General features: G+C 68.2%; 20 protein-coding genes and 2 pseudogenes. 10 read left to right on the forward strand and 12 right to left on the reverse strand.

Annotated elements, in window-relative coordinates; all coding sequences use genetic code 11:
• The 5 genes and pseudogenes from OO57_RS24040 to OO57_RS24055 form a co-directional block, all read right to left on the reverse strand.
• Positions 1 to 1,032, reverse strand: a 1,032-nt coding sequence (locus tag OO57_RS24040; protein WP_033254726.1) for a uracil-xanthine permease family protein, incomplete at its 3' end; no start/stop codon positions are given.
• 367 nt (positions 1,033 to 1,399) lie between these two features.
• The gene (locus tag OO57_RS24045) at positions 1,400 to 1,798 is read right to left on the reverse strand and encodes a type IV toxin-antitoxin system AbiEi family antitoxin domain-containing protein (protein ID WP_199811313.1); all 399 of its coding nucleotides are present in this window, start codon (positions 1,796 to 1,798) and stop codon (positions 1,400 to 1,402) included.
• Positions 1,795 to 2,633, reverse strand: a pseudogene (locus OO57_RS38590) (IS5 family transposase). The gene OO57_RS24045 and the pseudogene OO57_RS38590 overlap by 4 nt, the downstream one beginning before the upstream one ends.
• 176 nt (positions 2,634 to 2,809) lie before the next feature.
• Positions 2,810 to 2,965, reverse strand: a pseudogene (locus OO57_RS42845) (nitrate reductase); the annotation flags it as partial.
• 373 nt (positions 2,966 to 3,338) lie between these two features.
• Positions 3,339 to 6,794, reverse strand: a complete 3,456-nt coding sequence (locus OO57_RS24055) for a ricin-type beta-trefoil lectin domain protein (RefSeq protein ID WP_033254711.1) — start codon at positions 6,792 to 6,794, stop codon at positions 3,339 to 3,341.
• 738 nt (positions 6,795 to 7,532) lie between these two features.
• Here OO57_RS24055 and OO57_RS46905 point away from each other — a divergent pair.
• A complete protein-coding gene (locus OO57_RS46905; RefSeq protein ID WP_051778172.1) occupies positions 7,533 to 14,156 on the forward strand; it encodes a polymorphic toxin-type HINT domain-containing protein in 6,624 nt (2,207 codons plus the stop codon).
• A 101-nt stretch (positions 14,157 to 14,257) separates the two neighbouring features.
• On the opposite strand, the gene OO57_RS44060 is transcribed toward OO57_RS46905, so the two are convergent.
• The 4 genes from OO57_RS44060 to OO57_RS24075 form a co-directional block, all read right to left on the reverse strand.
• Positions 14,258 to 14,980 (reverse strand): hypothetical protein, encoded by a 723-nt coding sequence (locus OO57_RS44060; RefSeq protein ID WP_158715207.1) that lies wholly within the window; start codon positions 14,978 to 14,980, stop codon positions 14,258 to 14,260.
• A gap of 227 nt (positions 14,981 to 15,207) precedes the next feature.
• Positions 15,208 to 16,464, reverse strand: coding sequence for a tyrosine-type recombinase/integrase (locus OO57_RS24065; RefSeq protein ID WP_033254712.1), 1,257 nt, complete (start codon positions 16,462 to 16,464; stop codon positions 15,208 to 15,210).
• Complete coding sequence (locus tag OO57_RS24070; protein ID WP_033254713.1) at positions 16,464 to 16,652, reverse strand: helix-turn-helix domain-containing protein; 189 nt, start codon at positions 16,650 to 16,652, stop codon at positions 16,464 to 16,466. The genes OO57_RS24065 and OO57_RS24070 overlap by 1 nt, the downstream gene beginning before the upstream one ends.
• Entirely contained in the window at positions 16,649 to 18,361 is a 1,713-nt protein-coding gene (locus OO57_RS24075; protein ID WP_033254714.1) for a replication initiator, read from the reverse strand. The genes OO57_RS24070 and OO57_RS24075 overlap by 4 nt, the downstream gene beginning before the upstream one ends.
• A 352-nt stretch (positions 18,362 to 18,713) precedes the next feature.
• Between OO57_RS24075 and OO57_RS24080 the strand changes: the two genes are divergently transcribed.
• Positions 18,714 to 19,100: a winged helix-turn-helix domain-containing protein gene (locus OO57_RS24080; protein WP_051778173.1), complete on the forward strand. Its 387-nt coding sequence runs from the start codon at positions 18,714 to 18,716 to the stop codon at positions 19,098 to 19,100.
• Between the two features lie 535 nt (positions 19,101 to 19,635).
• Here OO57_RS24080 and OO57_RS24085 read toward each other — a convergent pair.
• Complete coding sequence (locus OO57_RS24085; protein ID WP_234337482.1) at positions 19,636 to 20,715, reverse strand: transcriptional regulator; 1,080 nt, start codon at positions 20,713 to 20,715, stop codon at positions 19,636 to 19,638.
• A gap of 304 nt (positions 20,716 to 21,019) precedes the next feature.
• Between OO57_RS24085 and OO57_RS24090 the strand changes: the two genes are divergently transcribed.
• The 4 genes from OO57_RS24090 to OO57_RS24100 all read left to right on the forward strand — a co-directional run bounded on the left by OO57_RS24090 (position 21,020) and on the right by OO57_RS24100 (position 22,715).
• Positions 21,020 to 21,322 (forward strand): hypothetical protein, encoded by a 303-nt coding sequence (locus tag OO57_RS24090; protein WP_324606795.1) that lies wholly within the window; start codon positions 21,020 to 21,022, stop codon positions 21,320 to 21,322.
• A gap of 62 nt (positions 21,323 to 21,384) precedes the next feature.
• On the forward strand, positions 21,385 to 21,636 hold the full coding sequence (locus OO57_RS24095; protein ID WP_033254718.1) for a hypothetical protein: 252 nt from the start codon (positions 21,385 to 21,387) through the stop codon (positions 21,634 to 21,636).
• A gap of 168 nt (positions 21,637 to 21,804) precedes the next feature.
• A complete protein-coding gene (locus OO57_RS41410; RefSeq protein WP_081973912.1) occupies positions 21,805 to 22,230 on the forward strand; it encodes a scabin-related ADP-ribosyltransferase in 426 nt (141 codons plus the stop codon).
• Positions 22,231 to 22,280: 50 nt separating this feature from the next.
• Positions 22,281 to 22,715, forward strand: a complete 435-nt coding sequence (locus OO57_RS24100) for a hypothetical protein (protein ID WP_033254719.1) — start codon at positions 22,281 to 22,283, stop codon at positions 22,713 to 22,715.
• Positions 22,716 to 22,810: 95 nt separating this feature from the next.
• Here OO57_RS24100 and OO57_RS41415 read toward each other — a convergent pair whose 3' ends face one another.
• The gene (locus tag OO57_RS41415) at positions 22,811 to 23,032 is read right to left on the reverse strand and encodes a hypothetical protein (RefSeq protein ID WP_081973913.1); all 222 of its coding nucleotides are present in this window, start codon (positions 23,030 to 23,032) and stop codon (positions 22,811 to 22,813) included.
• 42 nt (positions 23,033 to 23,074) lie between these two features.
• Complete coding sequence (locus tag OO57_RS24110; RefSeq protein WP_033254721.1) at positions 23,075 to 23,914, reverse strand: IS5 family transposase; 840 nt, start codon at positions 23,912 to 23,914, stop codon at positions 23,075 to 23,077.
• A 453-nt stretch (positions 23,915 to 24,367) separates the two neighbouring features.
• Here OO57_RS24110 and OO57_RS44065 point away from each other — a divergent pair, with 453 nt between their 5' ends.
• The 4 genes from OO57_RS44065 (at position 24,368) to OO57_RS24120 (ending at position 26,783) form a co-directional block, all read left to right on the forward strand.
• Complete coding sequence (locus tag OO57_RS44065; protein ID WP_158715208.1) at positions 24,368 to 24,823, forward strand: hypothetical protein; 456 nt, start codon at positions 24,368 to 24,370, stop codon at positions 24,821 to 24,823.
• A gap of 550 nt (positions 24,824 to 25,373) precedes the next feature.
• On the forward strand, positions 25,374 to 25,607 hold the full coding sequence (locus OO57_RS44070) for a hypothetical protein (protein WP_158715209.1): 234 nt from the start codon (positions 25,374 to 25,376) through the stop codon (positions 25,605 to 25,607).
• A gap of 72 nt (positions 25,608 to 25,679) precedes the next feature.
• Complete coding sequence (locus tag OO57_RS24115; RefSeq protein ID WP_033254722.1) at positions 25,680 to 26,015, forward strand: hypothetical protein; 336 nt, start codon at positions 25,680 to 25,682, stop codon at positions 26,013 to 26,015.
• Positions 26,016 to 26,480: 465 nt separating this feature from the next.
• Entirely contained in the window at positions 26,481 to 26,783 is a 303-nt protein-coding gene (locus tag OO57_RS24120; RefSeq protein WP_051778174.1) for a hypothetical protein, read from the forward strand.
• Positions 26,784 to 26,787 lie beyond the last annotated feature (4 nt).

Below are 26,787 nucleotides of genomic sequence, written 5' to 3' on the forward strand. Positions count from 1 at the left end.
GCACAGACCGAACAGGATCGCGAAGCCGGCCGCGCACCAGTACGCCGCCGTCGAGTACACCCGGGTCGCCGCCATCACGCCGATGTTCTCCGCGTACGTCGTCGTCGCCGGGCCGCCCACCGCGGTGGAGAGCACCGTCGCCGCGCCGTCCGCCATGATCGCGGTGCCCATCCGGTCGTCCAGCGGGTCGCCCGTCATCTCGGAGACCGCCTTCACGTGCCCGGCGTTCTCCGCGATCAGCGCCACCACCACCGGCAGCGCGACCAGGACCGCGGACGCCGAGAAGCTCGGCGCGTGCAGGGACGGCAGGCCGATCCAGTCCGCCCTGCCGACGCCCGACAGGTCCAGGCGCCAGTGCTCGGTGGCCGCGCCGCCGCCCACCGGCGAGTCGATCCGCCCGAAGACCCGGTCGAACAGCCACGACACCGCGTACCCGAACACCAGCCCCAGGAAGATCGCGATCCGCGACCAGAACCCGCGCAGCACGACGAGCGCGAGCGCCGTGAACGCCATCACCAGCAGCGCCGTCCACTGGTCCTGCGGCCAGTACGTCCCCGCCGCGACCGGCGCCAGGTTGAAGCCGATCAGCATCACCACCGCACCCGTCACCACCGGCGGCAGCACCGCGTGGATCACCTTCGCCCCGAACCCCTGCACCACCGCCCCGCACGCCGCCAGCACCGCACCCACCACCAGCAGCGCACCCGTCAGCGTCGCCGCGTCCCCGCCCTGCGTCTTGATCACCGCCGCCACGCCGACGAACGACAGGCTGGAGCCCAGGTAGGACGGGATCCGCCCCTGCGTCACCAGCAGGAAGAACACCGTCGCCACACCCGACACCATCACCGCGAGGTTCGGGTCCAGCCCCATCAAAATTGGGGCAACAAAAGTTGCCCCAAACATAGCCACCACGTGCTGCGCCCCGAGCCCGACCGTCCGCCCCCACGCCAACCGCTCGTCCGGCCGCACCACCGCCCCGGGCCGCGGCGCCCGCCCGTCCCCGTGCAGCTTCCACCCGAACCCGACCTTCATGCCGCTCCCTGTTCCACTCGACTGAACCACCCCGGCGCCGAGCTCCGGGGCCGTACGCTAACCGCACCATGATCCCCCGGCCGCAGAGCAGGCCGTTTGAAGAAGCTCCGATGTCGGAAACCGCGCTTGAAGAAGCGCACGCTACTTCGGCCAGGACGGGAGCCACCGGCCCCCTTGGAGGGATAGCAGCCGGCGCTACTGAGTGGTGGTGCGGTCGACGTCCATCGCCCGCACCACCGAGGCCACCGGTCAACGGCGCCGAACCCGCTGGCCTCTGCGTGGGCGTCAGCGGACTCCGCAGATCGCCAGCGGTCCGTATGGAGGGAGAAGCCGTTCGAAGCACTGCCGGGCACGACCTGAGAGGGCGTTAAGTCCGTTTTTGGTAGAGGCCTCGTCCGGGTTGGGTGAGGGTGCCTTGGCGGACGAGTCTGCCGAGACGGCTCCGGGTGATGTTCACCGAGGCTTCGTCGGTGGGGAGTTCGAGCAGTTCGTGCAACTCACGGGGGCGGAACGGCTGCCCGGGGTGGTCGTTGAAGACGGTCAGGAGCCTTTGGTAGGAGTCCGGTGTCGCGGCGGTCTGCGGCTCGTTCCCGGGCTGGACGAGACCTTCGACGATCTTGCGCGCGGTCTGCAGCTCCGCGAGGTGCGTCTGGGCCTGGGCGAGGGCTGCCGCGAGGTCGTCGAGCTGTCGTTGCAGGCTGTCGACGTGCGCGGTGGCCAGGTCCTGCCCGGCTTGGAGCTGGCTGAGGAGTTCGGTGACGTTCATGCGACGCACTCGGTCTCGCGCCAGGCCGGCGTGGGGGCGGTGAGCCGGCGGGCCATGTTGGCCGTGGTGGCCCAGTAGACGCGGGAGGCGGAGTTCTCGGGCCGGTGGTCGTACTCGCGCACCAGCCGCCGGTGCAGTATCAGGGTGCCGTTGACCTGCTCGACCACCCACCGCTTGGGTTGCGGCACGAACCCTCGATCCGCAGGATTGCGGCGCACGACGTCGACCGTGATGCCCAGCAGTGCGCCGTGGATGATCACGGCGTCCTTGAAGCCCTGGTCCACCAGCACCTTCTCCAGGCGGTTGCCGCAGCGCCCGGCCGCCTGGTCCAGCAGGGCGATACCGGCGGTGTTCTCGTGGGCGGAGGCGGCCAGGACCACCACGCCGATGACCAGGCCCAGTACGTCCACGGCCAGCCCGCGCTTGCGACCGGGCGTCTTCTTGGCCGCGTCCAGTCCCGTGGTCCTCTTCGGCACGGCGGCCGCCGCCCGCAGCGTCTGGGTGTCGATGATCACCAGGGACGGGTCCTCTAATCGGCGGGCCCGCTCGCGCACCTGGCAGCGCAGCAGTTCCTGGATTTGCTGGTCCAGACCATCCTGGCGCCACAGGGTGAAGTAGTAGAACACCGCCGACCAGGCCGGTAGGTCGTGCGGGAGGTAGCGCCACTGGCAACCGGTCCGGTTCTGGTAGAACAGCGCGTTCACGACCTCCCGCAGATCACACGAGCCCGCATCGCCGGTCGCGCCACCCGCCTCTGCTTCCACGACGTGATCACGGGCTCGATCAAGGTCCACTGATCATCCGTCAGATCACTCGGATACGCACGTCGTCCCATAGCCGCCATGGCACCACCCACGATCCGGCAGGCACCCCGGAACTGCAGCCACCCCCACGATCGAGCGACGCCAAACCATCAAGAATGGGACTTAACGCCCTCTGAGACCTCGCGCTCTGCCTGGGAACAGTAAAGCGGCGAGTTACTATCGGACTTCGGTCTCATCATGCTTCTGCGGGGGCGACGAACGTCGCCCCGAACATCGCCACCACGTGCTGCGCCCCGAGCCCGACCGTCCGCCCCCACGACAGCCGCTCGTCCGGCCGCACCACCGCCCCGGGCCGCGGCGCCCGCCCGTCCCCGTGCAGCTTCCACCCGAACCCGACCTTCATGCCGTTCCCCGCTCCACTCGACCGACCACCCCGAAGGGGCATCCAGGACCACACGCTGACGCACCATGATCCCCCGCCGGTGCAGACCGCCCGCGGAGGCGCCGGTATCGGCCCCGACACGCCCCGGGCAGCGGGGCGGACGCCCTCGGCATCCGCGAGAAGGGAAAACCGGTGTCCCGGTGGGAGCACCTGGTCACGGGCTTCACCGCATTCCTCGCCGCCGTCCTCTATGGCGGATTCGGCTCAGCCGTGAGGCAAGTCCGGGCGTTCCGTCTCGCGGGTAACTCCCCGAGACGGAACGGCCGTTGCGATCTGACGGACGGCACCGGTTCCTGGCCGCGCCGGAGGGCCCGGGTGGGCTAGACGATGGGGGTCATGCGAGTTCGGCGGTCGTGAGCCAGCCTCCGGTGAGGGTTTCGCGCGGGCCGAGTTGGATGGGGGCCTGCCACTTCTGGTCGGTGTAGTCGGCGCAGTTCCACAGGATGAGGCGGGTGAGGTCGGCGGTGCTGGAGCCCGGTGAGGCGAGGCACTGGTTGTAGCCGGTGTTGCGCAGGTTGCCGTTGGGGAGGGCTTCCCACCGTTGGCTGGCGGAGCCGGTGCAGGTGGCGATGAGCGCGAGCGGGTTGGAGTTGGCGGGGTGTTCGATGTCGAGGCACTTGCCGAGCGTGGTGAGGGTGCTGTTGTTCCAGGTCCAGTGCTGGTTGTTGCCGCCGTTGCAGGTGAAGAGGATGACCTGGGTCTGGGAGTTGGTGACGTCGACGCACTTGTTGCCGATGCCGGTGATGCTGCCGGTGAGTGAGCTGGCGAAGCCGGCGGCGTTGTTGCCGTGCCAGAAGCGCATGCTGCCGGTGTTGGTGGTGCCGACGAGGTCGATCCTGCCGTCGAGGTCGATGTCACCGGGCGCGGTGAGGGTCGGGAGGGCGGCGGTGTCCCAGCCGATGGTGCCGATGGCGACGCGGGTGCTGCCCATGCCGAGGCCGACAGGTCCGTTGGTGGCGGAGTAGGGGTACATCCGCAGTCCGTCGGTGGTGGAGGTCTTGTTGCGGGCGATCAGGTCGGGGTTGCCGTCGCCGGTCAGGTCGGTGGCGCGCAGGATCTGCATGCTGTTCCAGCCGCTGATGCCGATCTCCTGGGGCTGGCTGAAGGTGCAGTCGCCTTCGGTCGTGCAGGGTCGGCCGTAGACGGCGTAGAGCTTGTCGGTGGCGACGACGAGCAGGTCGGGGTTACCGTCCTTGGCGGTGTCGGTGGGCGAGGTGCCGATGTCGCCCGCGGTGGCGAGTTGGGTGACGTCGTTCCAGCCGAAGGCGGCGCCGCCGACCTTGGGGTCGGTGACCGGGGTGCCGAGGGTGCTCTGGAAGCGCACGGCTCCCGCTTCGGGGCCGCCGCCGTCGTTGGCGTAGAGGTAGAGCGTGCGCAGCGCGGGGTCGTTGGAGATGTCGGGCTGGAGGGCCAGGACGTCCTCGGTGCCGTCGTCCCAGCTCTGGCGCGGTTGGCCGGCGGGCGGGGTGTCGGCGATGCCGTCGTTGACGAAGTCGCCGCCGCGGGCGATCAGCGCGTTCGTCCACGGCGGCAGGTCGGCGCTCAGCGGGTCGGTGTTGCGGGTGAAGCCGGTGGTGACGAGGGTGGTGGCGGGGTCGATGGAGGCGGTGCCCTTGTAGAGGTAGAGCTTCTCCTCGTCGTTCGCGGTGCCGATGAGGTCGACGTAACCGTCGTTGTCGAGGTCGCCGGGGACCTTGGGGGCGTTGGCCGGGCGCACGGGGTAGAAGCGGTAGGCGGTGGTGGAGGAGCGGTTGCCGGCGGTGTCGACGCCGACCGCGTAGAGCGTGTGCAGTCCGGCGCTCATGGGCTTGAACTCCGGGAGCGTCACCTTGGCCCCGGCGGTGGTGCTGACGGTCTGGCCGAGGGCGTCGCTGTCGTACGAGTAGCGGTAGCCGACGATGTCGGGGTCGCCCCTGCCGTCGAGCGTGAACTTGGTGGCGGTGCCGGCGGGTGCGCCGAACTGCTGCTGCGGGTACTCGGGGGACGCGGCCAGTGGCGGGTACTTGGGGCCGACCGGGTCGACCTTGAAGTGGCAGGGCGTGGCGGGCACGCTGGGCGAAGCGTCGGAGCCGTCTTCTGCCCGGACCTGCCAGCGGAGGCTGACGGGGCGGTCAGTGGGGATGAGGTTGCTCGGAACGGCGAAGCTGACGGGTGTTCCGCTGTTGACGAAGCCGGACGTCCATTCGGTCAGTTGGGCGTTGGTGTCGGCGTTGGTGAGCCAGAAGTGGGCCCGGACCTGGTCGCCCTGCGGGTCGCTGACGGTCGCCTGCAGCTGGATCGGGTTGGTGGCGGTGGTCGCCCCTAGGGTTGTCGCGCCGGCCGCGGTGGTCGCGCAGGCGGTGTACGGGTTGGTGCCGTAGTTGGTGGGGCTGTTGGGCGGGTAGTTGTAGGTGACGACCAGCCGGGGGTTGTTGTCGAACTTCTTCCAGGCGTAGGTGTCGTTCTCGTCGCTGGCGCGCAGGCCGAGGGTGAGGTTGGACGACTGGGCCTGGACGGCGGCCGCGACGGCGTTCCAGGCGTTGAACTTGACCCAGTCGTCGCCGCAGCCCTTGCTCTCGTTGCCGTGGGCCACGTCCTGGGTGTCCGAACGGCCGATCCAGCCGGGCTGGTTGTTCCAGGTGGTCGAGGAGTTGATCGCGCCGGTCCACCAGAGTTCGACGGGGCGCGCACTGCAGCTCCAGGAGTGGGTTTCGACGATCTCGAACCTGGCGTCCGTGACGTGGACGCCGGGCCGGGTGAAGGCCCAGGTGTCCATCTGGAAGAACGAGCGGCTGGTCATGCCGTCCTCGGTCTCGTGGCCGACGCGGGCGATGTCGTTGGCGTTCCAGTAGGGCTGGTTGGGGAACGCCTTCTCCACCCGGGTCCAGACCTGCCGCCCGAAGGCGGTGACGGAGGGGTCGATCACGAGCGGGAACTCGGTGTCGGCGGCGGTCAGCAGGCTCTGGTCCGGTGTGACCTCCAGGGTGGTGCCGGCGACGGTCATCGGCACGGGGGCGGTCCGGTCGGTGGGGTCCGGTGCCTGCTCCGCGGGGATGCCGGTCAGCTCCGGAGGGGTGGTGGTGTCGCCCTCCGCGGATGCGGCCACGGCTGCCGTGGAGGTTGCTGCGGAGGGATCGGTGGAGGGATCGGCGGCACCGGAGTCACCGCGGGAGTCCCACATCAGGGCGCCCGGTCCCGCCCAGACGGTGGCGCCCGAGGCGTCCGTGACCTGCAGCCCGCCGGTGGGGCCGGTGGAGACCTGGACGTTCTGGGTGTTCAGGTCGAACTTGAGGGAGGCCAGTTTCGGGTCGAGCGCGGCCTGACGTGTCTTCACGACCAGGACCTGGGTGTAGCCGTCGCCGGTGGCGGTGACCTTGAGGTCGACGTCGGGCAGGACCGCGTAGGTGGCGGTGGGGCCGTCGAGGGTGGGGGCGGGCAGGGGCTCGGGCCAGTCGATGCTCAGTTTCCGCGGGCCCTTGGCGAGGGTGATCAGGGGAGCCGATCCGCCGTTGGAGAAGGACACGTCGACGGTGGACACGGCAGGTTTCACCGTTCCGTCGCCTGCGGCCTCCAACGTAGCGTCGATCGGCGCCCACTCTCCCCCCTTGCGGGCCCGGACAGGTCGCAGGTGCTGGGTGAGCGTATGGCTGCCGTCGGGGTTGACGACCTGCTCGCTGGTCTCGGTGCGCGCGTTGAGGATCTCGACCGGCTGCCCGGTCGCCGCGGCGCGCTGTTGGGCGCTCTGCTCCTCGGTCGAACTGTCGGCAGCCAGGACGGGTGCCGCGGGAAGCGTCAGAAGGGCGAGCAGCAAGCCGCTCGCCGTGAGCGCGGATATCGGCTTCCCATTTCTTCTCGTGAATCTCATGCACATTCCTTATGAGAAATACGGGTGACTGCGGCCAGAGTACTAGTGCCCCCCGTCAGGCCATGCGCGAATATGAGCAGGAGAACTTTTATGCAGATTGGTGGGCCGGGCTCCCAAAGCTGGCGACCCATGACCTTCTGTCAGCCGGTGCCCGCATTCGCAGGGGGCATGACGCTATGTCAGTTTTGCGTGAGATCATGCCAACTTGCCTGGCATTGGCTTGAGTTGGATGCATGTGGGGACCGCGGTCTTTTACCTTTCCAAGAGGAAAGAAGGACTGATAGATTCCATCGGCCGCTAATCCGTCTGGGGGGTGCAGACATGCCCGGGTCCGCCATGAGGACGTACCGGAAATCTGGGATATCGGGGGCACCATTGCGCCACCGAAGACTGGCGACTCTTGCGTCGTCGGTCGTTCTGGCACTGGGCGTTTCACTTCTTTCCCCGGTTCCGTCCCTGGCCGAACAGTCGGCCAAGGCCCGTGAGCTGCAGCAGGACCGGCCGCTCAAGGGCAGCCCCATCGCCTCGAAGCCGTTCGACGCCGCACGGCTGGCTGAGAACAGGTGGCCGGGGGCCTCGTCCGTGCAGTGGCCTGACGCCCGGTCGGCCGAGGTGGACCTGCAGACTGCAGCAAGCCCTGCCCCGGGGGCGCGGCCGGTCGCGTCGCAGGCCGGATCGCTGCCGGTGCGGATCTCCGCGCCGCAGGCCGGGGGCGCGGTCAAGGCCCAGGTCTCCAAGGTCAAGGTCACGATGGCCGACCGCTCGGCGACCGAGCGGGCCGGCGTCCACGGTGTCCTGTTCGGGGTGTCGCGCACCGACGGCGCCGCGGCGGCGGGCCGGGTGGCGGCCGAGGTCGACTACTCGTCCTTCAAGGACGCCTACGGCGGCGACTGGGCGTCACGGCTGACGCTGGTCGAGCTTCCCGCGTGCGCCCTCACCACACCGGAGTTGGCCGAGTGCCGCACCCGCACGCCGCTCAAGTCGTCCAACTCGGTGGCGCAGTCGAAGCTGAGCGCCGAGGTCGACCTCGCGGCAGCGACGGAAGCCCCTGCCGCGGACGGCGGTTCCCGTGCGGCGGCCTCCGCGGGTTCCGGTGTGATGCTGCTGGCGGCGGAGGCAGCCCCAGCGGGCCCCGGCGGCACGTACAGCGCCACCTCGCTGGCGCCGTCCGGCTCGTGGCAGTCCGGCGGGTCGGCGGGTGACTTCACCTACTCGTACCCGTTCGAGATGCCGCCCTCGCTCGGCGGCCCCTCCCCGCAGGTCGGGCTGACGTACTCCTCCGGATCGGTGGACGGCCGCACGGCCGCCACCAACAGCCAGGCCTCCACGGTCGGTGACGGCTGGGAACTGGGCACCGGCGGCTACGTCGAGCGCCGCTACAGGCAGTGCGCCGACGACAAGGGCAAGAACCCCGCCGGGCAGAGCCCGAACAACACCGCCGACACCGGCGACCTGTGCTACGCCGGTCCGGTCGTGGCGATGTCGCTGAACGGGCGCACCACCGAACTCGTCCTGGACGACGCCACGCAGAAGTGGAAGCCCGCGAGCGACGACGGATCGAGCGTCGAGCTCAAGTCCGGCGCGGCCAACGGCGCCTACGGCGGCGAGCACTGGGTCGTCACCACCACCGACGGCACCCGCTACACCTTCGGCGCGGGCCGCCTGCCGGGGTGGGCCTCCGGGAAGCGCGAGACCCAGGCGGTGTTCACCGAGCCCGTCTACGGCAACCACCCGGGCGAACCGTGCCACGCGGCCACCTACGCCGCCTCCCAGTGCGCGAACCTCGCCTGGCGGTGGAACCTCGACTTGGTCGAGGACGTGCACGGCAGCGCCATGTCGTACTACTACGCGGCCGAGACCAACAGCTACGCGCCCAACATGGGTACCACTCCGTCCTCGTACGTACGCGGCGGCCAGTTGGAGCGGATCGACTACGGGCTGCGCTCCGACAACCTCTACGCCACCGCCCCCGCCCAGGTGTTCTTCAGCACCGGCGAGCGCTGCACGGCCGACTGCGGCACCTTCGACTCCGCGCACGCGGCGAACTGGCCCGACGTGCCGTTCGACCAGGTCTGCTCCACTGCCACCTGCACGCAGCACACGCCGTCCTTCTTCAACCGCAAGCGGCTGACCGGCATCTCCACCCAGGTCTGGAACGGCACCGCCTACCAGCCGGTCGACAGCTGGGCCCTGGACCAGGAGTTCAAGAGCGCCAACGACGGCTTCGCCCCCGCCCTGTGGCTGAACTCGATCACCCGCACCGGCAAGGCCGCCGGCACCGGCATCACCGGAGCGGAGGTCAAGCTCCCGCGCACCACGTTCGTCGGCACGCCCATGGCCAACCGCGTGACCGGGAGCGCCACCACCGACCAACTGCCCTACCTGGCCCGCCTGCGCATCACCGCCGTCGGCCTCGACACCGGCGGCCAGATCGACGTCACCTACTCCGACCCCGAGTGCCGCCGCGACGCCCCCGCGGTGATGCCCACCGCGCTCGACCAGAACACCCTGCGCTGCTACCCCGTCCACTGGACGCCCCCGCAGTCCCAGATCGCCGCCGACGACTTCTTCCACAAGTACGTCGTCCGCCAGGTCACCGAGACCGACCGCCTCGTCGGCGCCAGGAGCACCACCGTCCGCTACGAGTACCTCGGCGGCGCCGCCTGGCACTACGACACCTCCGAGACCGCCGACGACGCCGACCGCACCTGGAACGACTTCCGCGGCTACGGCCGCGTCCGAACCGTCACCGGTGACTCCGCGCAGGGCGACAGGGCCACCCGCACCGAGACGGTCTACTTCCGCGGCATGAACGGCGACAAGCTCGCCAACGGCACCCGCAGCGCCTCGGTCGCCGACTCCCAGGGCGTGGCGATCGCCGACGAGGAGGGCCTCGCCGGGACGCAGCGCGAGACGGTCACCTACTCCGGCGAGAACGGCACCCCGACCGGCAGCGTCTCCACCGAGCCCTACCGATCCGCCCCCACCGCCACCCGCAACCGCCCCGGCGCCCCGGGGGCGCTGAACGCCTACCAGCGCGACACCGCCAGGACCGTCTCGTACACCCTGACCACCACCAGCTCCGCCGGCGCCACCGCCTGGCAGCGCACCGAACTGTCCAAGTCCTTCGACAGCCTCGGCCGCACCACCCAGGTCAACGACGAGGGCGACCCGACCCGCTCGGACGACGACTCCTGCACCCGCTTCTGGTTCACCGACTCCAGCGGCCGCATCAAGGACAAGCCCTACCGCACCGAGAAGGTCGCGGTCGACTGCGCCACCACGCCGGTCTACCCGCAGGACGCCGTCCAGGACGCCCGGATCTACTACGACGGCTCCACCAGCCTGACGGCCGCCCCCGGCCGCGGCCTGGCCACCAGGACCGAGGAAGTCGCCTCCTACAGCGGACAGAGCCCGCAGTACCAGACCCTCACCCAGGCCACCTACGACGCCTACGGCCGCCCCGAGTCCAGTACCGACTCCTACGGCGACACCACCCTCACCAGTTACACGACCAACCCGGGCGGCCTGGCCACCTCCATCACCACCAAGGCCCCCCTGGACCGGCCCGCCACCAAGTGGCTGACCAGCGTCGCCTACCTCGACGGCCTCCGCGGCGACCAGATCGCCTCCCAAGACGCCAACGGCAACCGCACCGACCTCGAGTACGACGCGGTCGGACGCCTCGCCAAGGTCTGGAGCCCGCTGTGGACCAAGGCCGCCCACCCGACCGAGCCCAGCAGCAAGTTCGGCTACGGCCTCCCCGTCAACGGCGCCAACGACGTCAGCGACGACATCTCCTCCAGCACCTCGACCCGCCTGGAGGCCGGTGGCTACCGCACCTCCTACCAGATCTTCGACGGACTCGGACGCGCCCGCCAGAGCCAGGAACCCGGTGCGAAGTCCACCAGCACCACCGTCACCAACCGCAACGTCAGCGACACCTACTACAACTCCCTCGGCCAGGTCGTCCAGACCAACCCGCCGCACCTCGTGAGCGGAGCCCCCGCGGGAACGGCCGTCGGCAACATCCCCGACAACGAGATCCCCGCCCAGAACGGCTTCCTCTTCGACGGCCAGGGCCGCCCCACCGACGAGATCACCTACACCGGCGGCGTGGAGAAGTGGCGCACCCGCACCCTCTACGGCGGCAACTGGACCACCACCATCCCGCCCACCGGCGGCACCCGCACCCTCACGCTCACCGACGCCACCGGCCGACCCACCGAGCTGCGCCAGTACCACTCCCAGAGCGCCGTCCCGGCGATCGACGCGCCCGAGACCGACTACGACGCGACCCGCTTCACCTACACCAAGCGCGGTAAGCAGGCCTCCGTCACCGACGCCACCGGGCAGAACACCTGGAGCTGGACCTACGACCTCAGGGGCCGACCGACCGTCACCACCGACCCCGACAAGGGCACCACCACCAGCACCTACGACTTCGCCGGTCGGCTCCTGTCCACCACCGACGCCCGGGGCCGGGTCCTCACCCCCCAATACGACGTCCTCGGCCGCAAGACCTCCCTGCAGGACGGCACCGGGACGACCCTCGCCACCTGGGCCTACGACACCGCCACCAAGGGCCTCGGCCTGCCCGCCAGTTCCACCCGCATCAGCGGCGGAGCCTCCTACACCACCGCGGTCACCGGCTACAACGCCGCCGGTTCCCCCCTCGGCGTCAAGGTCACCGTCCCGTCCGTCGCGGGCGAGGAACTCCTGGCCAACACGTACAGCACGACGATCGCCTACAGCTCGACCGGCGCGCTGTCCTCCACGCTCCTGCCCAAGGCCGGCGGGCTGCCGCTGGAGAACCTCGGCTACGGCTACACGGCGATGGGCCAGCCCAGCAGCCTCTCCGGGGCGAGCCCCTACGTCCGCTCCACCGTCTACAGCGACAGCGGCGAAATCCTGTCCCACGTCGTCGGCACCGCGGCCAACCCGATCACCCAGGCCTACTACTACGAGGACGGCACCCGCCGCCTCACCGACTCCGTGGTCTCCCGCACCACCGGCACCGTCCCGGAGATCTCCGCCACCAGCTACAGCTACGACGACGCCGGGAACGTCACCGGCATCAAGGAGAAGGCCGACACCGGGGCCGTCGACCAGCAGTGCTTCCGCTACGACCACCTGCAGCGCATGACCGCCGCCTGGACGGCCAGGACCGACTGCTCCACCACCCCGACCCCGCAGAACGCCGCCACCACCGTTGGCGGACCCGACGCCTACTGGAACACCTACGGCTTCGACGTCACCGGCAACCGGCTCTCCGAAACCGTCCACGACCCCGCCGGTGACACCACCAAGGACATCGGCCGCGCCTACGCCTACCCCGCCCCCGGCAGCCCCCGGCCGCACGCCTCCACCTCCACCACCTCCACCGGCCCCGCGGGCCAGCGCCTCGACGAGTACGTCTACGACGAGGCCGGCAACCAGATCACCCGCCGCGTCTCCGGCTCCGAGCAGACCCTCGAATGGGACGCCGAAGGCCACCTCGCCAAGGTCACCGGAGCCACCGGGACCACCTCCTTCCTGTACGACGCCGACGGAACCCGCCTGCTCAAGCGCGCCCCCGACGGGGTCACGCTCTACCTCGGCAACACCGAACTCAAACTCACCGGCTCCGGCTCCACCGGCACCGTCTGCGGCACCCGCTACTACAGCCACGGCACCTCCCCGACCCTGGTCCGCACCTGCGACGGCAAGATCTCCATCCAGATCGCCGACCACCACGGCACCGCCCAACTGGCCGTCGACAGCGCCACCGGCACCGTCACCCGCCGCAGCACCACCCCCTTCGGCGCCGACCGCGGCACCCCGCCCACCCTGTGGCCCGGGAGCAAGGGCTTCGTCGGCGGCACCAAGGACGACTCCACCGGCCTCACCCACCTCGGCGCCCGCGAGTACGACCCCGCCACCGGCCGCTTCATCTCCGTCGACCCGGTCCTGAACCCCTCGGACCCACAGGCGCTGAACGCCTACGCCTACGCCAACAACGCGCCCGTCTCCAGCAGCGACCCCAGCGGCTTGATGCGCTCCATCGACTACGGCGGCAGCGACGACATCGGCGGCGAGCCGCCCATCCCGGCACCCCCGGCCGAGAAGGTCGAAGAAGCCAAGAAGATCCAGAAGATGACCCTCGTCGACGTCATCGTCGAAGCCGGCGGCGAGATCCTCATGGAAGTCCTCGGCATCAACGACATCCGCGACTGCTTCACCAAGGGATCCATCGGTGCCTGCGCCTCGATGATCATGGGTGCCATCCCCTGGAGCAAGATCTTCAAGGCCAAGAAGGTCATCAAGGCCCTCGAAAAGGCCTACGACGCCTACCGGGCCTTCGACAAGCGCCTCGCCGAAGCCAGGTCCCTCCTCAAGTGGGCCGACGACGCGGCCGCCTACGCCTCCCGCAAAGCCGACGAGTTCCGCAACCTCATCGCCAAGAAGGGCACACCCGACTCCAACGGGCCGAACGTACCGACCGCCTGCGAAAGCAACAGCTTCACCCCTGACACACCCGTCCAGATGGCCGACGGCACCACCCAACCCATCGACCAGGTCCAGGTCGGCGACCAGGTCCTCGCCACCGACCCCGAACAGGGCACCACCGAAGCCCACACCGTCCTCGCCACCATCATCGGCACCGGCACCAAGAACCTCGTCGAAATCACCGTCGACACCGACGGCCTCGCCGGAACCACCACCGCCACCATCACCGCCACCGACCACCACCCCTTCTGGACCCCCGAAACCGGCCAGTGGACCGACGCCACCGACCTCCAACCCGGCCAGTGGCTCCAGACCAGCGCCGGCACCCACGTCCAGATCACCGCCGTCAAACGCTGGACCCAGCAAGCCACCGTCCGCAACCTCACCGTCGCCGACATCCACACGTACTATGTGCTCGCGGGAAATACGCCGGTCCTCGTCCATAACAGCAATGGTGGAGTTTGCGATCTCCCTGGTGCCACTGCTGACCTTCCGAAGGACTATCCCCGAAGGACAACCGGAATTCTGGACGTGGGTGGCGATCGGCTGCCTATCTCAAGTGGTCCAGATGGTCAATCTCAACTGCTTTCAGATCTCCCCGGGCGGACCAAGCAGAACTTTGATCACGTCGAGACTCACGCTGCTGCGTTCCTGAGGATGAACCCGGGAATTCGAAAGGCCGTGCTGTATATCGACAATAAGTTTGGAGTCTGCCCGTACTGTGCGGGTGGCCTGGAAGATATGCTCCCCGAGGGAGTCAAAATGTGGGTGATCGCGCCCGGCAGGGAGACTAGGATGTTCACTGGTAATGAACGCTAACTGCAAGTGATATAAAAATGGCCCTCCCGGTCGAACTTTCGACCGGGAGGGCCATTTTTGTTGGCTTGGACGACTTTGCTTGGCCCTTGCTTCAGCGTCGCCTAGCGTAGAAAGTCAGGGATCGGCTCAACGGCGGATCCTCCATGGCTGGAGGCTGCCGGACGCACTCTCCAGGCGACGTCTGGCACGTTGGCGAGATGTGCCAAAAGCTCTGGCGATGGTGCAGCGATCGACACGTCGAAGCTTGGACGTTCGGTAGCTGGATCACTGTTCATGCTCACAGACGCCTCGGCCAGCAGATCCCTACCTACCAGGATCCTGACATCGGGCGCAGGCCACCTCCAGTTCGGCAGGGGGAGGGGGCGAAAGCCCGTCAGGATCTGCGACAGCTGATCGCCGGTGACATTCTCCGCACTCCACAGGTTGGTTGCTCCGAGGATTGCCTCGAATACCGTGGCCTGAAGGAGAAATTCAGACAGCGTCTCGCCTGTTGAGGTCCATGGATCTGGATCTGCACTTGACTGCCGATCGAACACGAGTGGATCGTCCCCATCTGGAGACGTAGCCCATGTCCAGCAGCCCTGATTCTCGACCCAGAAGACCAGTTTGCCATCTTCGAGTTCTAGCTCGTGCGGCCCGACCGGGTAATTGAAAGACGTCACCCCTGCCGACCAGCGGGAAGTGATTTCGTGCCACGTCCGCAAAGGGATTGGCATCTCATTCACTACTGACAGATCTACGGCAGCGGGGAGATCCGGCTCACCGTACCATCGTGTCAAGAATCGGATAAGACTGTCGCTGGTGACATTAAGGAGCTCTTCCACCTCCACAGTATGCGCCATGTTCCGCCAGGCTGGGGCTGCTGGGGGCAGTTGTTGTCTGGTCGTTGCTCTTCGTATGCTCAGAGGTCGAGCTGGTGCACAGATGAGCGGGCAGACCGGATATCCACTGTTCTCCCTTTCCCTTGGTCGCGGCGGATAGGCAGATGCCCCGCCGAGGCAGTCGCTCGGCGAGGCATCTGGCCGCCTTGACGGCAACGCTGACGGCAACGTCAGCGGACGGGTTCTGCACGTGGCGGATCGTCAGGGCTCTCGGCGGCTCGGAGGGCGTCGCCGAGAGTGTCGATGGCCTGGCGCTGGAGGCGGAGGCGGACGTGGGCGTACACCGAGGCGGTGACGCCGATGTGGGAGTGGCCGAGTAGCTCCTTGATCACTACGAGCTCGACGCCCCGTTCGAGGAGCAGGGTCGCGGCGGTGTGTCGGAGATCATGAAACCGTATGCGGCGAAGCCTGGCCGCCCGGCACAGCGCGGTGAAGTGTCGGGTCAGGGTTGACGGGTCGGTGGGTGAGCCGTTGGGCGAGGTGAAGACGTGCCCGCTGTCCGTCCAGGCCGCGCCGGCGGTCTCGCGCTCTCGGTCCTGTTGTTCGCGGTGGCGCTTGAGGGCGTGAATGCATTCGGTGGGGAGGGCGATGCGGCGTTCGGAGCTGACGGTCTTGGTGGGCAGGGTGGTCAGGCCGCCGGTGGGGGTGCGCTGGAGGGTGCGGCGGATGCTGGCGGTGCCGCCGTCGAGGTCGAGGTCTTCCCAGCGCAGGCCGAGCAGTTCGCCCTTGCGCAGTCCGGTGCGGAGCGCGAGGTCGAAGAGGGCCTGCAGCCGGTGGCCTTCGATTGACGCGAGGAAGCGCCGGGCCTCGGCGACGGTGAGCGGTTCGAAGCGGCGGGGCCGCGGCGTTCCAGCCTTGATGTTCCGGGCGACGTTGCGCGGCAGCTCGTCCTCCCGGACGGCGTGCTCCAGGACGGACTTGAGGACCGAGTGCACGTAGGTGACGGTGAGAGGGGACAAGCGCTTGTTGCAGCACTGGCCGATGGCGCAGCAGCCCTGCTGCTTGTCGAGCCCGCGGGAGCAGCATTGGCAGGTGGTGCGGAGCCGGTCGAGCCAGGTGCGGATGTCCTTGGCTGTGAGATGGGCGATCTTCTTCCGGCCGAGGCCGGGTATGACGTAGAGCCGGGCGCAGGTGCGGTAGCGGGTGTGTGTGTTCTCGCGGAGGCGGTGGACGGCGACGCTGTCCAGCCAGTAGGTGAGGTAGGCGGCCACGGTGCTGTCGGCTGCGGCGACGGGTCGGCCCTGGTTGCTGGCGGCGATGCGTTCGGTGAGTTTGACGGCGGCTTCCTTGCGGGTGGTGCCGTAGACGCGGACGCGTTTGCGGCTGCCGTCGGTGGCCAGGACGTAGCCGGCGGCTTCCCAGCGGCCGTCCTTGCGCTGGTAGATGGTCCCTTCGCCGTTGGCGCGGTTCTTGCGGGGTGTGGTCATCAGGCTGCTTCCTGTTCGAGTTGGGTGCGGATGAGTTCGGTGAGCGCGTGGGCCGGAATGCGTCGGGCGCGGCCGAGGGTGAGGGAGGGGAGCTGGTGGGAGCGGAGCAGGTCGTAGACGGCGGTGCGGCCGAGTTGGAGGCGTTCCATGACCTGGGGGACGGTGAGGAGTTCAGTGGCGGTGGTCATGCGACTGCTCCCGTCAGGGCAGCCCTCATCGGGTGACCGACCGGCTGACCGGCGGAGTGACCGGGTTGTAGCGGCCGGCGGATTCGGTTCGGGCTCTTGCGATGTGTCGGTCGCCTCTCGGCGAGGAGTGCGGAGAGGTGGGTGAGTTCGGGTAGCAGACCCGTTCCTGCGTACTGCCAGTGGGAGATCACCAGCGTCGAGCCCGAGACCCCGCGCTGACCGGTGCTGTCGCGGTGACCGGCGGAGTGACCGGGGTGCTGACCGTGACCGGATCGGTGGCCGGCGGTCAGGTCGGTGGAGTGACCGGGCCGGTCACCGACCGGACGGCGGTCGGTCACCTGACCGGGCTGTGGCTCGGCCGACGCCGAGGCCGCCCCCGGCGCGTCGGACCGGCTGGTGCGCCAGGCGGTGCGTTCGGCTCGGAGGTGGGTGAGGGTGGTGGAGTAGTGGCGGGTGCGGGTGGAGAAGTGGCCTCGGAATCCGAGCATGTGGGCCCACTGGCGCAGGCGGAGGTGGGTGTGCTGGGGTTGGGTGCCGAGGTGCCAGGCGGTGTGGATCATGCGGCGGGCGTGGTCGGTGAGGTCGTGCTGGGCGAGTTCGGCGAGGAAGCGGAGTCGGCGGTCGAGGGTGCCGGTGGTGGTTTCGGCGCCCTTGGTGGCGTATTTGGCGATGTAGGCGGCGACGTGGCGGTCGGTGACGGGGGCGTCGCCGGTGAAGTCGGTGCTGCGGATGGCGCGGACGTCGATCTGCCGCCCGAACCCGAACACCGAGGGCTCCGGCGGCTGTGCCGGGTCGGCCTCCCCGGTCCGGGAGGGGTGTTGGTGCTGGACGCGGGTGCGCTTGGCAGCGGCGCGGACGGAGTGGTCGAGGAGTTCGGTGGTGGCCCAGGCGGGCGGGGTGCTGGCGGGGCCGGTGGGTCCGTCGAGGCGGATGACGGTGTGGAAGTGGATCTGGCCGCGCTTTTGGTATTCGGCGACCTTGGCGTAGGAGAGCGTGGCGTGGTGGCGCAGGGTGCGCTGGGTCAGTCCGGCGGCCTTGGCGATCTCGCGGCGCAGGTGGGTGGTGAAGCGGGCCCACAGGGCGGGGGCGTGGGCGTTCCACAGCACGGCGCCGGTGTAGTCGTAGCGCTGCGGGTTCAGCGGCGTGCCGAGGAGCGGGTCGCCGTCGGCGTGCCGGGTGCCGCAGGCGCAGGGGGCGGTGCCGGGTTGGTTGTGTACGGGGCCGAAGCCGGGGGCGGTGAGGGTGGCGAAGACGCGGGGGTGGGTGGCGACGGTTGTGGGGATGGTCTTGCCGCCGCGTAGTCCGGCGGCGATGAGCTGGTAGGTGTCGTAGCGGTAGAGGGTGGAGCAGGCGGGGCAGCGGGTGGTGCGGCGGTTGCCGCAGCGCACCAGGAGTTCGCCGGCGGGCAGGTGGCGGGTGTCGAGGTGGTCGAGGATCTGGCCGGTGGCGGTGTCCAGGCGGGTGCGGTGTCCGGTCATCCGGATCGGGCGGGCGCAGCCGCCCAGTGAGCCGATCTGCCGGGCCAGGGGTGCGAGGTATCCGGCGGCGGCGAGCTTGGCCAGCCTGGCGGTCAGTCGCGCCCGGCGTTCCAGCGCCGAGTTCCTGCTTGCGGACGCGTCGGCCTTCCTGTCGTGCGCCGGTGCGGCGAACGCCGCGCCGGCGTGAGTGGAGGTGGTTGCGGGGGTGAGGAGTGGGAGCTGCGCGGGCATGGGGACAGACCTCCGGCAGGAGTCGGGAGAAGAGGAGAGGCGATTGAGGGGCGACCCGGGTGATCGGCGCACGTGGGCACGGTGCGCGTGACGGCGGGCGCGGATGGTGGGCCGGGGACGTCTGGCCTGGTCAGCGGTGGTGTTCACCAGCGGTGCGTGAAGGTAGCATCGCTTCAAGTGCGCATTCAAGTGCATCCCTCCTCATCTATTTCGGTGGCCGGTGGCGACGCGAGTACTGTGGCCCCGGTCTTCCGTTTTGGACGGGCCGGATTTCGGTGGTAGAGGCGCGGAGAAAGCGGGGTGACCTGCGGTGACGGTGGGGCGGCGGGGACGTAGACCGGCGGGCGGCACGGTGTTGCTGACGTTCGAGGTCATCGCCGAGGCCCTGCGGGAGCGGATCCGCTCCGGGGAACTGAACCCCGGGGACGCGCTGCCGACGCAGGCCGTGCTGATGGCGGAGTACGGGGCCTCCAGCCTGTCCGTGCAGAAGGCCATGGCCCTGCTGAAGCAGGACGGCTACGCGATCTCCCGCCCCGGCAAGGGAGCCTTCGTCGCCCACCCCGACGCCGACACCGACGGCGACTCAGATAATGGGGCGGCGGGGAACACGCCCGTCGGCGGGACGGCGGCGCGCGTCGAGGCGCTGGAGCTGGCACTGGCCGAGACGCTTGATCAGCTCACCGCCCTGCGTGCCCGCGTCGAAGCCCTCGAAGCGGGCAGCACCGAGCGAGGCTGCTGACGCGTCGGCCCCTGGACGGCCAGGGGCTGGAGCTGTGCGTCCAGATTTTCTCTACGAGGTTCAAGGCGGGCCCCGCCCGCTGGAGGTGGCCCGACGTCGCCGACCGAGCCAGAGTCGGACCGACCCCGAGGTCTGCACGGGTGTCGGCGGTCAGCGGTCCGCCGGGTCGTGAGCGGGGCTCGACTGGTGCCCGATGGGAGCAAGTTGTGGGGTAAGCGCTGCTTACCCCAGCACTGCCCAGGATCGGAGCAAGTTGTGGGGTAAGGACTCCTTGCGCCTTGCGGAGCAAGTTGTCGCCTGCGACCGTCCTACGGTCGGATCGCGGGCAGAGGGTCGGCCAGGAGTCCGACCCTCCCTCTCCCGCCACCGGGCCCGCCGTGGGCGATGTCCGACGCCGCCTCGACTCCGCAGCGCAGGCTCCCCGCCGACCCGCCGACCGCTCCTGTGCCGAGCGATCAGAGCGCGCGCAAGCCCGCCGAGTGCCGAGACGCCCGCAAGCAGCAGTCCGAACTCGACCCCCGCGCGATCGGGACGATCAGGACGCCAGCAGCTCGGCGACTTCGGGAACGTCGCGGAACGCTCGCAGCCGGTCCATCACGATCCGTGCGCGCTCGGTGGTGCGTTCGCTGCCGCTCTGCCCCAGGGCGAGCATCCGGCCAGCGGTCCCGGCTGCGGCCTCGGGCTCGTTCGCGTCGGCGTAGGCCACGGCCAGCCAGGACAGGTACAGCGCCAACTCCCTCGCGTGACTTGCGTCGTAACGGCCCAGGACGTCCGTCAGCAGCGGTACGGCGCGAAGCGGCCGGTGCAGCTCGGTGTAGACGCGGGCCTCCATGACCTGGAGTTCCCCGGCGTCCATCCAGTACAGGTACGACGGCGATTCGGTGCCGGCCGAGTCCTGGGCCAGCGCTTCGCCCGCTTCCCCGAGGGCGGTCATCGCCGGGCGGTCCTGCCCGGCGCGGGTGTGGGCCCAGGCCACGCGGTCCAGGTAGAGCGCGCGAGCCTTGGGCGGGGCGTCCGGCCCGGCGCTGTCCAGGGCGGCGCGGGCCAGGTGCACCGCGTCGGTTGCCCGTCCGGTGTTGCTCCACTGGTAGGCCAGCGAGCCCGCGACGTTCCCCGACAGCACCCCGTCCCCCGCCGCACGGGCCGCACTCATGCCGAGCCGGTAGATCCGCTCGGCCTCGGCATGCTCGCCCGCGTCGGAGGCCACCCACCCGGCGATCTGAGACAACTCACCGATGACCCGAAGCAGTTCGCTTCCCACCTCCTCGGTGTGGGTGCCCTCCCGGTAGAGCTTCACCGCCGCCCGCAGCTCCCGCAGGGCGGGGCCGATCAGGTCCTTGCCGTACACCACGTCGTCGGCCAGCCGCAGGCCGTGGACCCGCTGAGCCAGGTCGGCCACCTGCCCAGCCCCGATCCGACGGCCCGTACGGGCGCTCAGCAGGGACAGCGGGTCGCCCTCGGGCAGGAAGTCGGCCACGGTCAGCACACGCGGCGCGGGCTCGGCCAGTGGGACGGTCTTGGCCGCCTCCATCAGCTCGCGCGGCACCTCCAGCACCAGGGCGAGGAAGGGCAGCCACTCGCGCGGGGACCGCGTGCCGATCTCCCAGCGGGACACGTCGTTGCGCGTCGGAGGAACGCGCTCAGGAGCAGCATCGGCCAGCGCCTCGGCCAGCCGCCGCTGACTCCAACCGCGTGCCAGGCGCAGCCGCCTGACCAGTTCCCCGACCGTCTCCCTCACCTGGCCAGCTTGGCAGACACAGAGGCAGACACGCTGGCTACTCCGCAAGGTTCGCGCCAAAGGGGACCCTGATCAACAGTCACAGCGGAGCCGACCACGGGCGGGCACGATGAACCAGAACAGCAGCCAAGCGGAACGCTTGCCTCACGGGAGTGCGGAGTCCGTAGGGGAGGGGCCTCGGTTGCTCCCTTGGACCACCTCGGACGGGAACCCCTGCTACCTGAGCACCGACGGCAGGGGCTACCTCTCGACCCTCGCCGACGACATCGAAACCGTGCAGATCGGCATGGGCGAGGAACTGTTGGAGTACGCCCGAGGCGTCCTGGCGCCTGGAACGCTCGCGCGGCCGGCCGTCGAATACCGCTGGCTGGCCTGCCGGCTGACCGAGGCCCTGTCGGATGCCCTCAGAATCGCGGACTCACGCGGGCAGCGCATCCCCGCCCCGCAGGAGGCGACCGAGGGTGCCCGACCTGACGAGCAGTGACGGCCAAGTCCGCTACGTCTCCACGGCAGCAGACCTTCGATACCAGATGAAAGGACACGCTGATGGGCACGACCACCCGCTACCGGTTCCGCGAGTACAACGTGACCACCGACCCTGACCCCCTGGCGCTGCCGATCTTCGAAGCCGTCTGCATCACCGGCGAAGAACAGGACTGCGGAGCCGCGTCCGGCGAGCTGCACACCCCGGAAGAGCTGACGCGCTGGATCGCCGGACACTGCGCTCAGACCGGCCACCAGTCGTACGAGCAGACCACCCGCACCGTCGTCCGCGCCGAGCCCGGAGCTTGGCAGTAGGATCACGCGCGCGGCCGACAACAGCACGACTGGTCTATACCTCTGACGGCAGTAGTGACGGCAACAACCACGGACTTCAGCGCACATCTACGGACGCCGACGGACCGTCAAACCACCGTTGACCTGCGAGAAAGCAGGTGGGGAGGGGTCGCGTAGCACACGTACTATGTGCTGGCGGGGACGACGCCCGTACTGGTGCATAACTGCAATGACCCTGTTTATCGAGGCGATGCACGGCCACCGGAAGAGATTAAGGCTGCCGGGGGGTTCATACCTCAGGATCCTTCGAGCGAAAGGTCGCTTCTCGACTACGCCAGCGATATCCGCAACAAGAGTCGCTTTGTCGGAACTTCGAAGAGTGCCGATATAGCCGCGACCTACTTTGGCGGAAGAGAAGGGTATGTGTATGAGATCAGCGGGGCGCCTGGCGGAATTGATGTGAATAAGGAGCTTGGCTCCCTCAGCCCATCGCCGCACGAAAGGGAAATCGCTTTCGATGGCGGGATACCCTGGGAGTATGTGACTAGGGTCTGGAAGAAGGATGAATGGGGCGAGGTTGATTTCGACTATGACGAACCCATCTGGGAAAGGTGATCTCCTCTTCACTAGCCCATCCCTGGCGGATCCAGTCTCAACTGTGCGGCATGGAGGTAGAGCTCATGGGCATGCTTGAGCGGGAGCAGCGTGGGTTGGTCTATGCCGCGGACATCACGATCGGTGACGTAGAGGCGATCGACTCGTTCCTGACTGCACGAACCGCACGGCCCGCCCGTGCGGAGCGCGGCAGTGACGAGCGTCAGGTGGCTCGTAGCGTAAGGGCGGCGCTGATTCATGTAGTGGGCACGCTGCAGCACGCGCTACCCCTGTCCAGGGAAACAGTTGAGGATATCGATGCTCAGAGGTATCTACGCCTGCAGGTGCAGGGGGCATGGAATACTCTGTGGGCGCTGGTATCCCCATGGCAGTCGCACGACGAGTACGACCACGAGCGCTGGCGGCACGTAAAGTACTGGGATGCAGAGCAAGAAGCGGAAGGGAAATCCCTTTTGGCGCATGCACTGGACCGCAATGCAAAATAGGCGAAGTTCGCTTGGGAATTAGTTAGGCAAGAAGCCCCGCCGGGCATTCCCGGTGGGGCTTCTTCACGCCTTGACGGCAGTAGTTGACGGCAACGTCAGCGGACGGGTGCTGCACAAAGCGGCGGGCCGTCGCCGTCGTCGGGTTCGCTGGTGGCCTCCAGGGGATGGCGGAGGGCGCGGCCGAGGAGGTCGATGGCGTCGCGCTGGAGGCGGAGGCGGACGTGTGCGTAGACGGTGGCGGTGACGCCGATGTGGGCGTGTCCGAGGAGTTCCTTGATGACGACGAGTTCGACGCCCTGTTCCAGGAGGAGCGTCACGGTCGAGTGCCTCACTGGGCGTTTCACCCCGGATTCTGATGGTCAGGTTCCGCGCCAGGTAGGGGTTGATTCGCCGGTGAGGCGGCGGGTCATGAGGCTGATCATGGCGACGTGGACCATGGCTTCGGAGCGGGCCGGGAGGGCTTCGTAGTCGCGGGCGAGACGGCGGTGGTTCACGAGCCAGCCGAAGGTCCGCTCGACGACCCAACGGCGGGGCTGGACGACGAATCCCCTGGTGGCGGGGTCGCGGCGGACGATCTCGACGTCAATGCCGAGGGTGGCGCCGTGTTCGACGACGGCGTTCTTGTAGCCCATGTCGGTCCAGACCTTGCGGACGGCGGGGTGCTCGACCGCCACCGAGGTCAGCAGCTGTCGGCCGGCGGTGCCGTCGGGCACACTTGCGGCGGTGACCAGGACCATCAGCAATAGGCCGATCGTATCGGTGACGATGCTGCGCTTCCTGCCCACGATCTTCTTCCCGGCGTCGACGCCCTGCGAGGAGGCGGGGACGTTCGTGGAGGTCTTCACGCTCTGGGAGTCGACGATGCAGGCCGTCGGCTCCGGACTGCGGCCCTCGGCGGTGCGGACCAGGCGCCGCAACAGCCCGTTGAGCTGCTCGAACACGCCTTCCTTCTGCCATCGGGCGAAGTAGGCGTAGACGGTTTCCCAGGGCGGGTAGTCGTGCGGGAGGTAACGCCAGGGAATGCCGGTGCGGTCGACGTAGAGGATCGCGTCCAGCAGGTCGCGCAGCTCGTGCTCGGGAGGCCGGCCGAACGCCAGGGCCCGCTCGGTGCGGGCCCTGCGCCAGGCGGTCAGGGTGGGTTCGACCAGGGCCCAGCGGGCGTCGGACAGGTCACTCGGATACGGTCGACGATCCGTCATGACAACGGCATACTGCGGGATTGCCGCGCTGCCCAGGACTCGCGCCACTCGAGAGACAAAAGCCAGTGGACTCGACTTCTTGGGATGAGACAGGAGGAACCGCGCAGTTCCGGCGGACATAGGCGCAACAGTGGCCCTCCTGCCACCAGGACCCCAAGCGTCACCGAACGCCAGCAGCCCGAGCTCCCCGGCAATCAGGATGAACCATCACGACTACGGGTGAAACGCCCAGTGAGATCCTTTCGCCCTTTACCATCCACGTGCGAGTAGAGCTACCGCGAGTTCAAGGTGCCTTGGCATATATCGAAAGGCAATTCAGTCGGTCGGCCGAAGGTACGTACCCGCCATACACCCCCGGCAGGCAGAGTTGTGTAACCTACTGCATGAACGTACTCGAGGCCGGCGGAATCGAAGGGCTTCCTAAGACCACGAAGCGCGCGACAGAGTGGCTCCTTGAGCATCACGGGTGAAGAAAGGAGCGGAGTGTCACTACCGCCGAACTGGGGATGGCTGGATGGAATTCCGGATGAATGGGAACCTCCTGAGGAACTGCTAACCCCATCCAACTCCATCGAAAACAATCTGGCTATCAAGATCCTTTCGTCCGAACTTGTCGGAGCTGAAATCTCAGAATGGACAGGTCGCTTCGTCGTGGAGCAATCGCTCGTTTTGGCGTGGCTCCACCAGGCCAAGCAGGGCGACGCGGAGATGGCTATGCGACTTTCAGGGGAAGCGCTTGAGCAGACACGTCTCGTCTTTGAGGCGTGGAAGCCCCTCGAAACGCTTCTGTCTCCGCAGAGTGCGAGCCCTGAAGGTCGCAAAGAGGTTCGGCAGCAGGCTGCCAGATTGGTGGACACGCTTCGGCGGTCTGTTGATGCACTGAGAGCCATGCGTGGTGCTACCTCCTGATTTTCGGAAAACGATCTGGAGGTGCCACTAAACCGTCCTGGGCTCAGTGGAGACTCGATTTGGTGTAAGAACTCGTAACACGATCTTGGTGATCGTTGCTGGTGGGCGTGACCGATGTGACGATTCGTCCGTTCGCCACCCTCAACCTCAAGGACTACGAGGACTTCCAGGCCCACCACGGCCTACGCATTCTCGGCGCCGAGTAGCCGACGCGGCGAACGCCGACGTGTCACCCGAACCACGCCAATGGTCTATACCTCTGACGGCAGTGCTGACGGCGACAACCACGCACACCCGGGTACATCCACGGACGCCAGCGGAGCACCAAACCGCCGTTTACCTGAATAAACGCAGATGGGGAGGGGTCGCGTAGCACGCGTACTACGTGTCGGCAGGCGCCACTCCGGTCCTCGTTCACAACTGCCCGCCAGGTATCTGGCGCTTCTCCAAGAAGGCGAACGAGGAACCGCCGGCTCCGAACGCGACAGTCGCAGACCTGACCCGCATCACAATCCGGGACGTCGGCGGGACCAAGAAGAGCAGAGAACAGATGGACGCCCTGAAGGGGTTGAACCAAGAAGAACTCCTGGCATCTGTTTTCACGCCAAAGAGCGGCCCTGGAGACGTCCTGACCGTCGGAACAGTGGAAAAGGCAATGCTGAACGGCAATCATCGCGCCCATCTACTGAAGGCGGCAGCGGATCATCACAGGCGGACCGACGAGGGGATAATCACCTGGGACACTCCCATTTGTATTCGAAACTACGAACAATGGGCGGACTGACCGATGGTGGGATTCTGGCGTGGGCGCACAGCGCCTCGGCAGGCAACGGTGGCAGGCGCACTGTCCTGCCTCATGGCGAACGGATTGCTGGAGATTCGTTACATGGCGGAGAACGGCCGCGTATTCCAAGGAGTGGAGAACCTCGACCCCGACGAACCGAGCGACAACGATCCGATATCCCGGATTGCCATGATCTCGGATATTTGCCACAGCTTTCCCGGGGCGCTCGCCGAGCACAGGAGCCACCAGAGGGAGCGAGTCGCCGCCGAGGCGATGAAGTGGCGCTGGAAATGCTCCGGAACCTCTGCCCGGCGGTGGATCAGAGCAAGATTGACGGATTGCGACAAGGACTACCGGAACGAAATGTACAAAATTGGAATAGACCTGGACGGCATCGGCCAGGGCTGAAGGAAGGCCGGGCATCCGCCTACTGCCGAATTCACCACTCGATTGAAAAGTCGAGACATCGAACCGAAACGGCAAGGTTCCGGACTCGTCGGTCTGGGTGCGACGAATCTGGTGGGGGATGCGCGGCGGTTGTCGCCGGACGCGCAGGAGGCCTTGCGGATGCGGGCAGTGGCCGCCGTCATGGCCCTCGACTGCCCGGCCTCGTCCTCCGACCGGCCCGAACACGTGTCGCGCCGTGATCCCCCATCGCCCGGCGCCGCGGGCGGAGGGTGTGGTCGGGGGGTGGCGGGAAGCTACCTGGTGGCGGGGGTTCAAATGGGCGGGGTGGGGGCGGAGACTGGGAGGTACGGGGCAGGTCGAGCCCCGGGAGGCGATTTCCCATGCACACCCCCCGTCTCCGCCCGGGCCGCGACGACGACTACGACTACGACTACGACTACGACTACGACTACGACGCAGAGTCACGTGACGGCCTGGACCAGCGACGGCTGGGGCGGCGGCACCGTGGTCAGCAACCCGGCCGGCATCAACTGCCACCAGAGCGAGTGGAACCCGTACGAGGAGGACCCGGCGCCGCAGCCCGACACGTCCGGTACGTGTGACGCGCTCTTCCCGGTGGGGACCGTGGTGACGTTCACCGCCACGCCGGACCCCGGATCGAACGTCAACTACGGTCCGGACCCGGCGAGTCTGACCGTCCGGGCCGGTTACAACGCGACGTACGTGGTGTTCTGCCCGAACGACGGCCTCTGCTCCGCCTGGTACTGACCGC

Origin of the sequence: Kitasatospora phosalacinea (assembly GCF_000717185.1) — a bacterium.
Classification (GTDB): Bacteria; Actinomycetota; Actinomycetes; order Streptomycetales; family Streptomycetaceae; genus Kitasatospora; species Kitasatospora phosalacinea_A.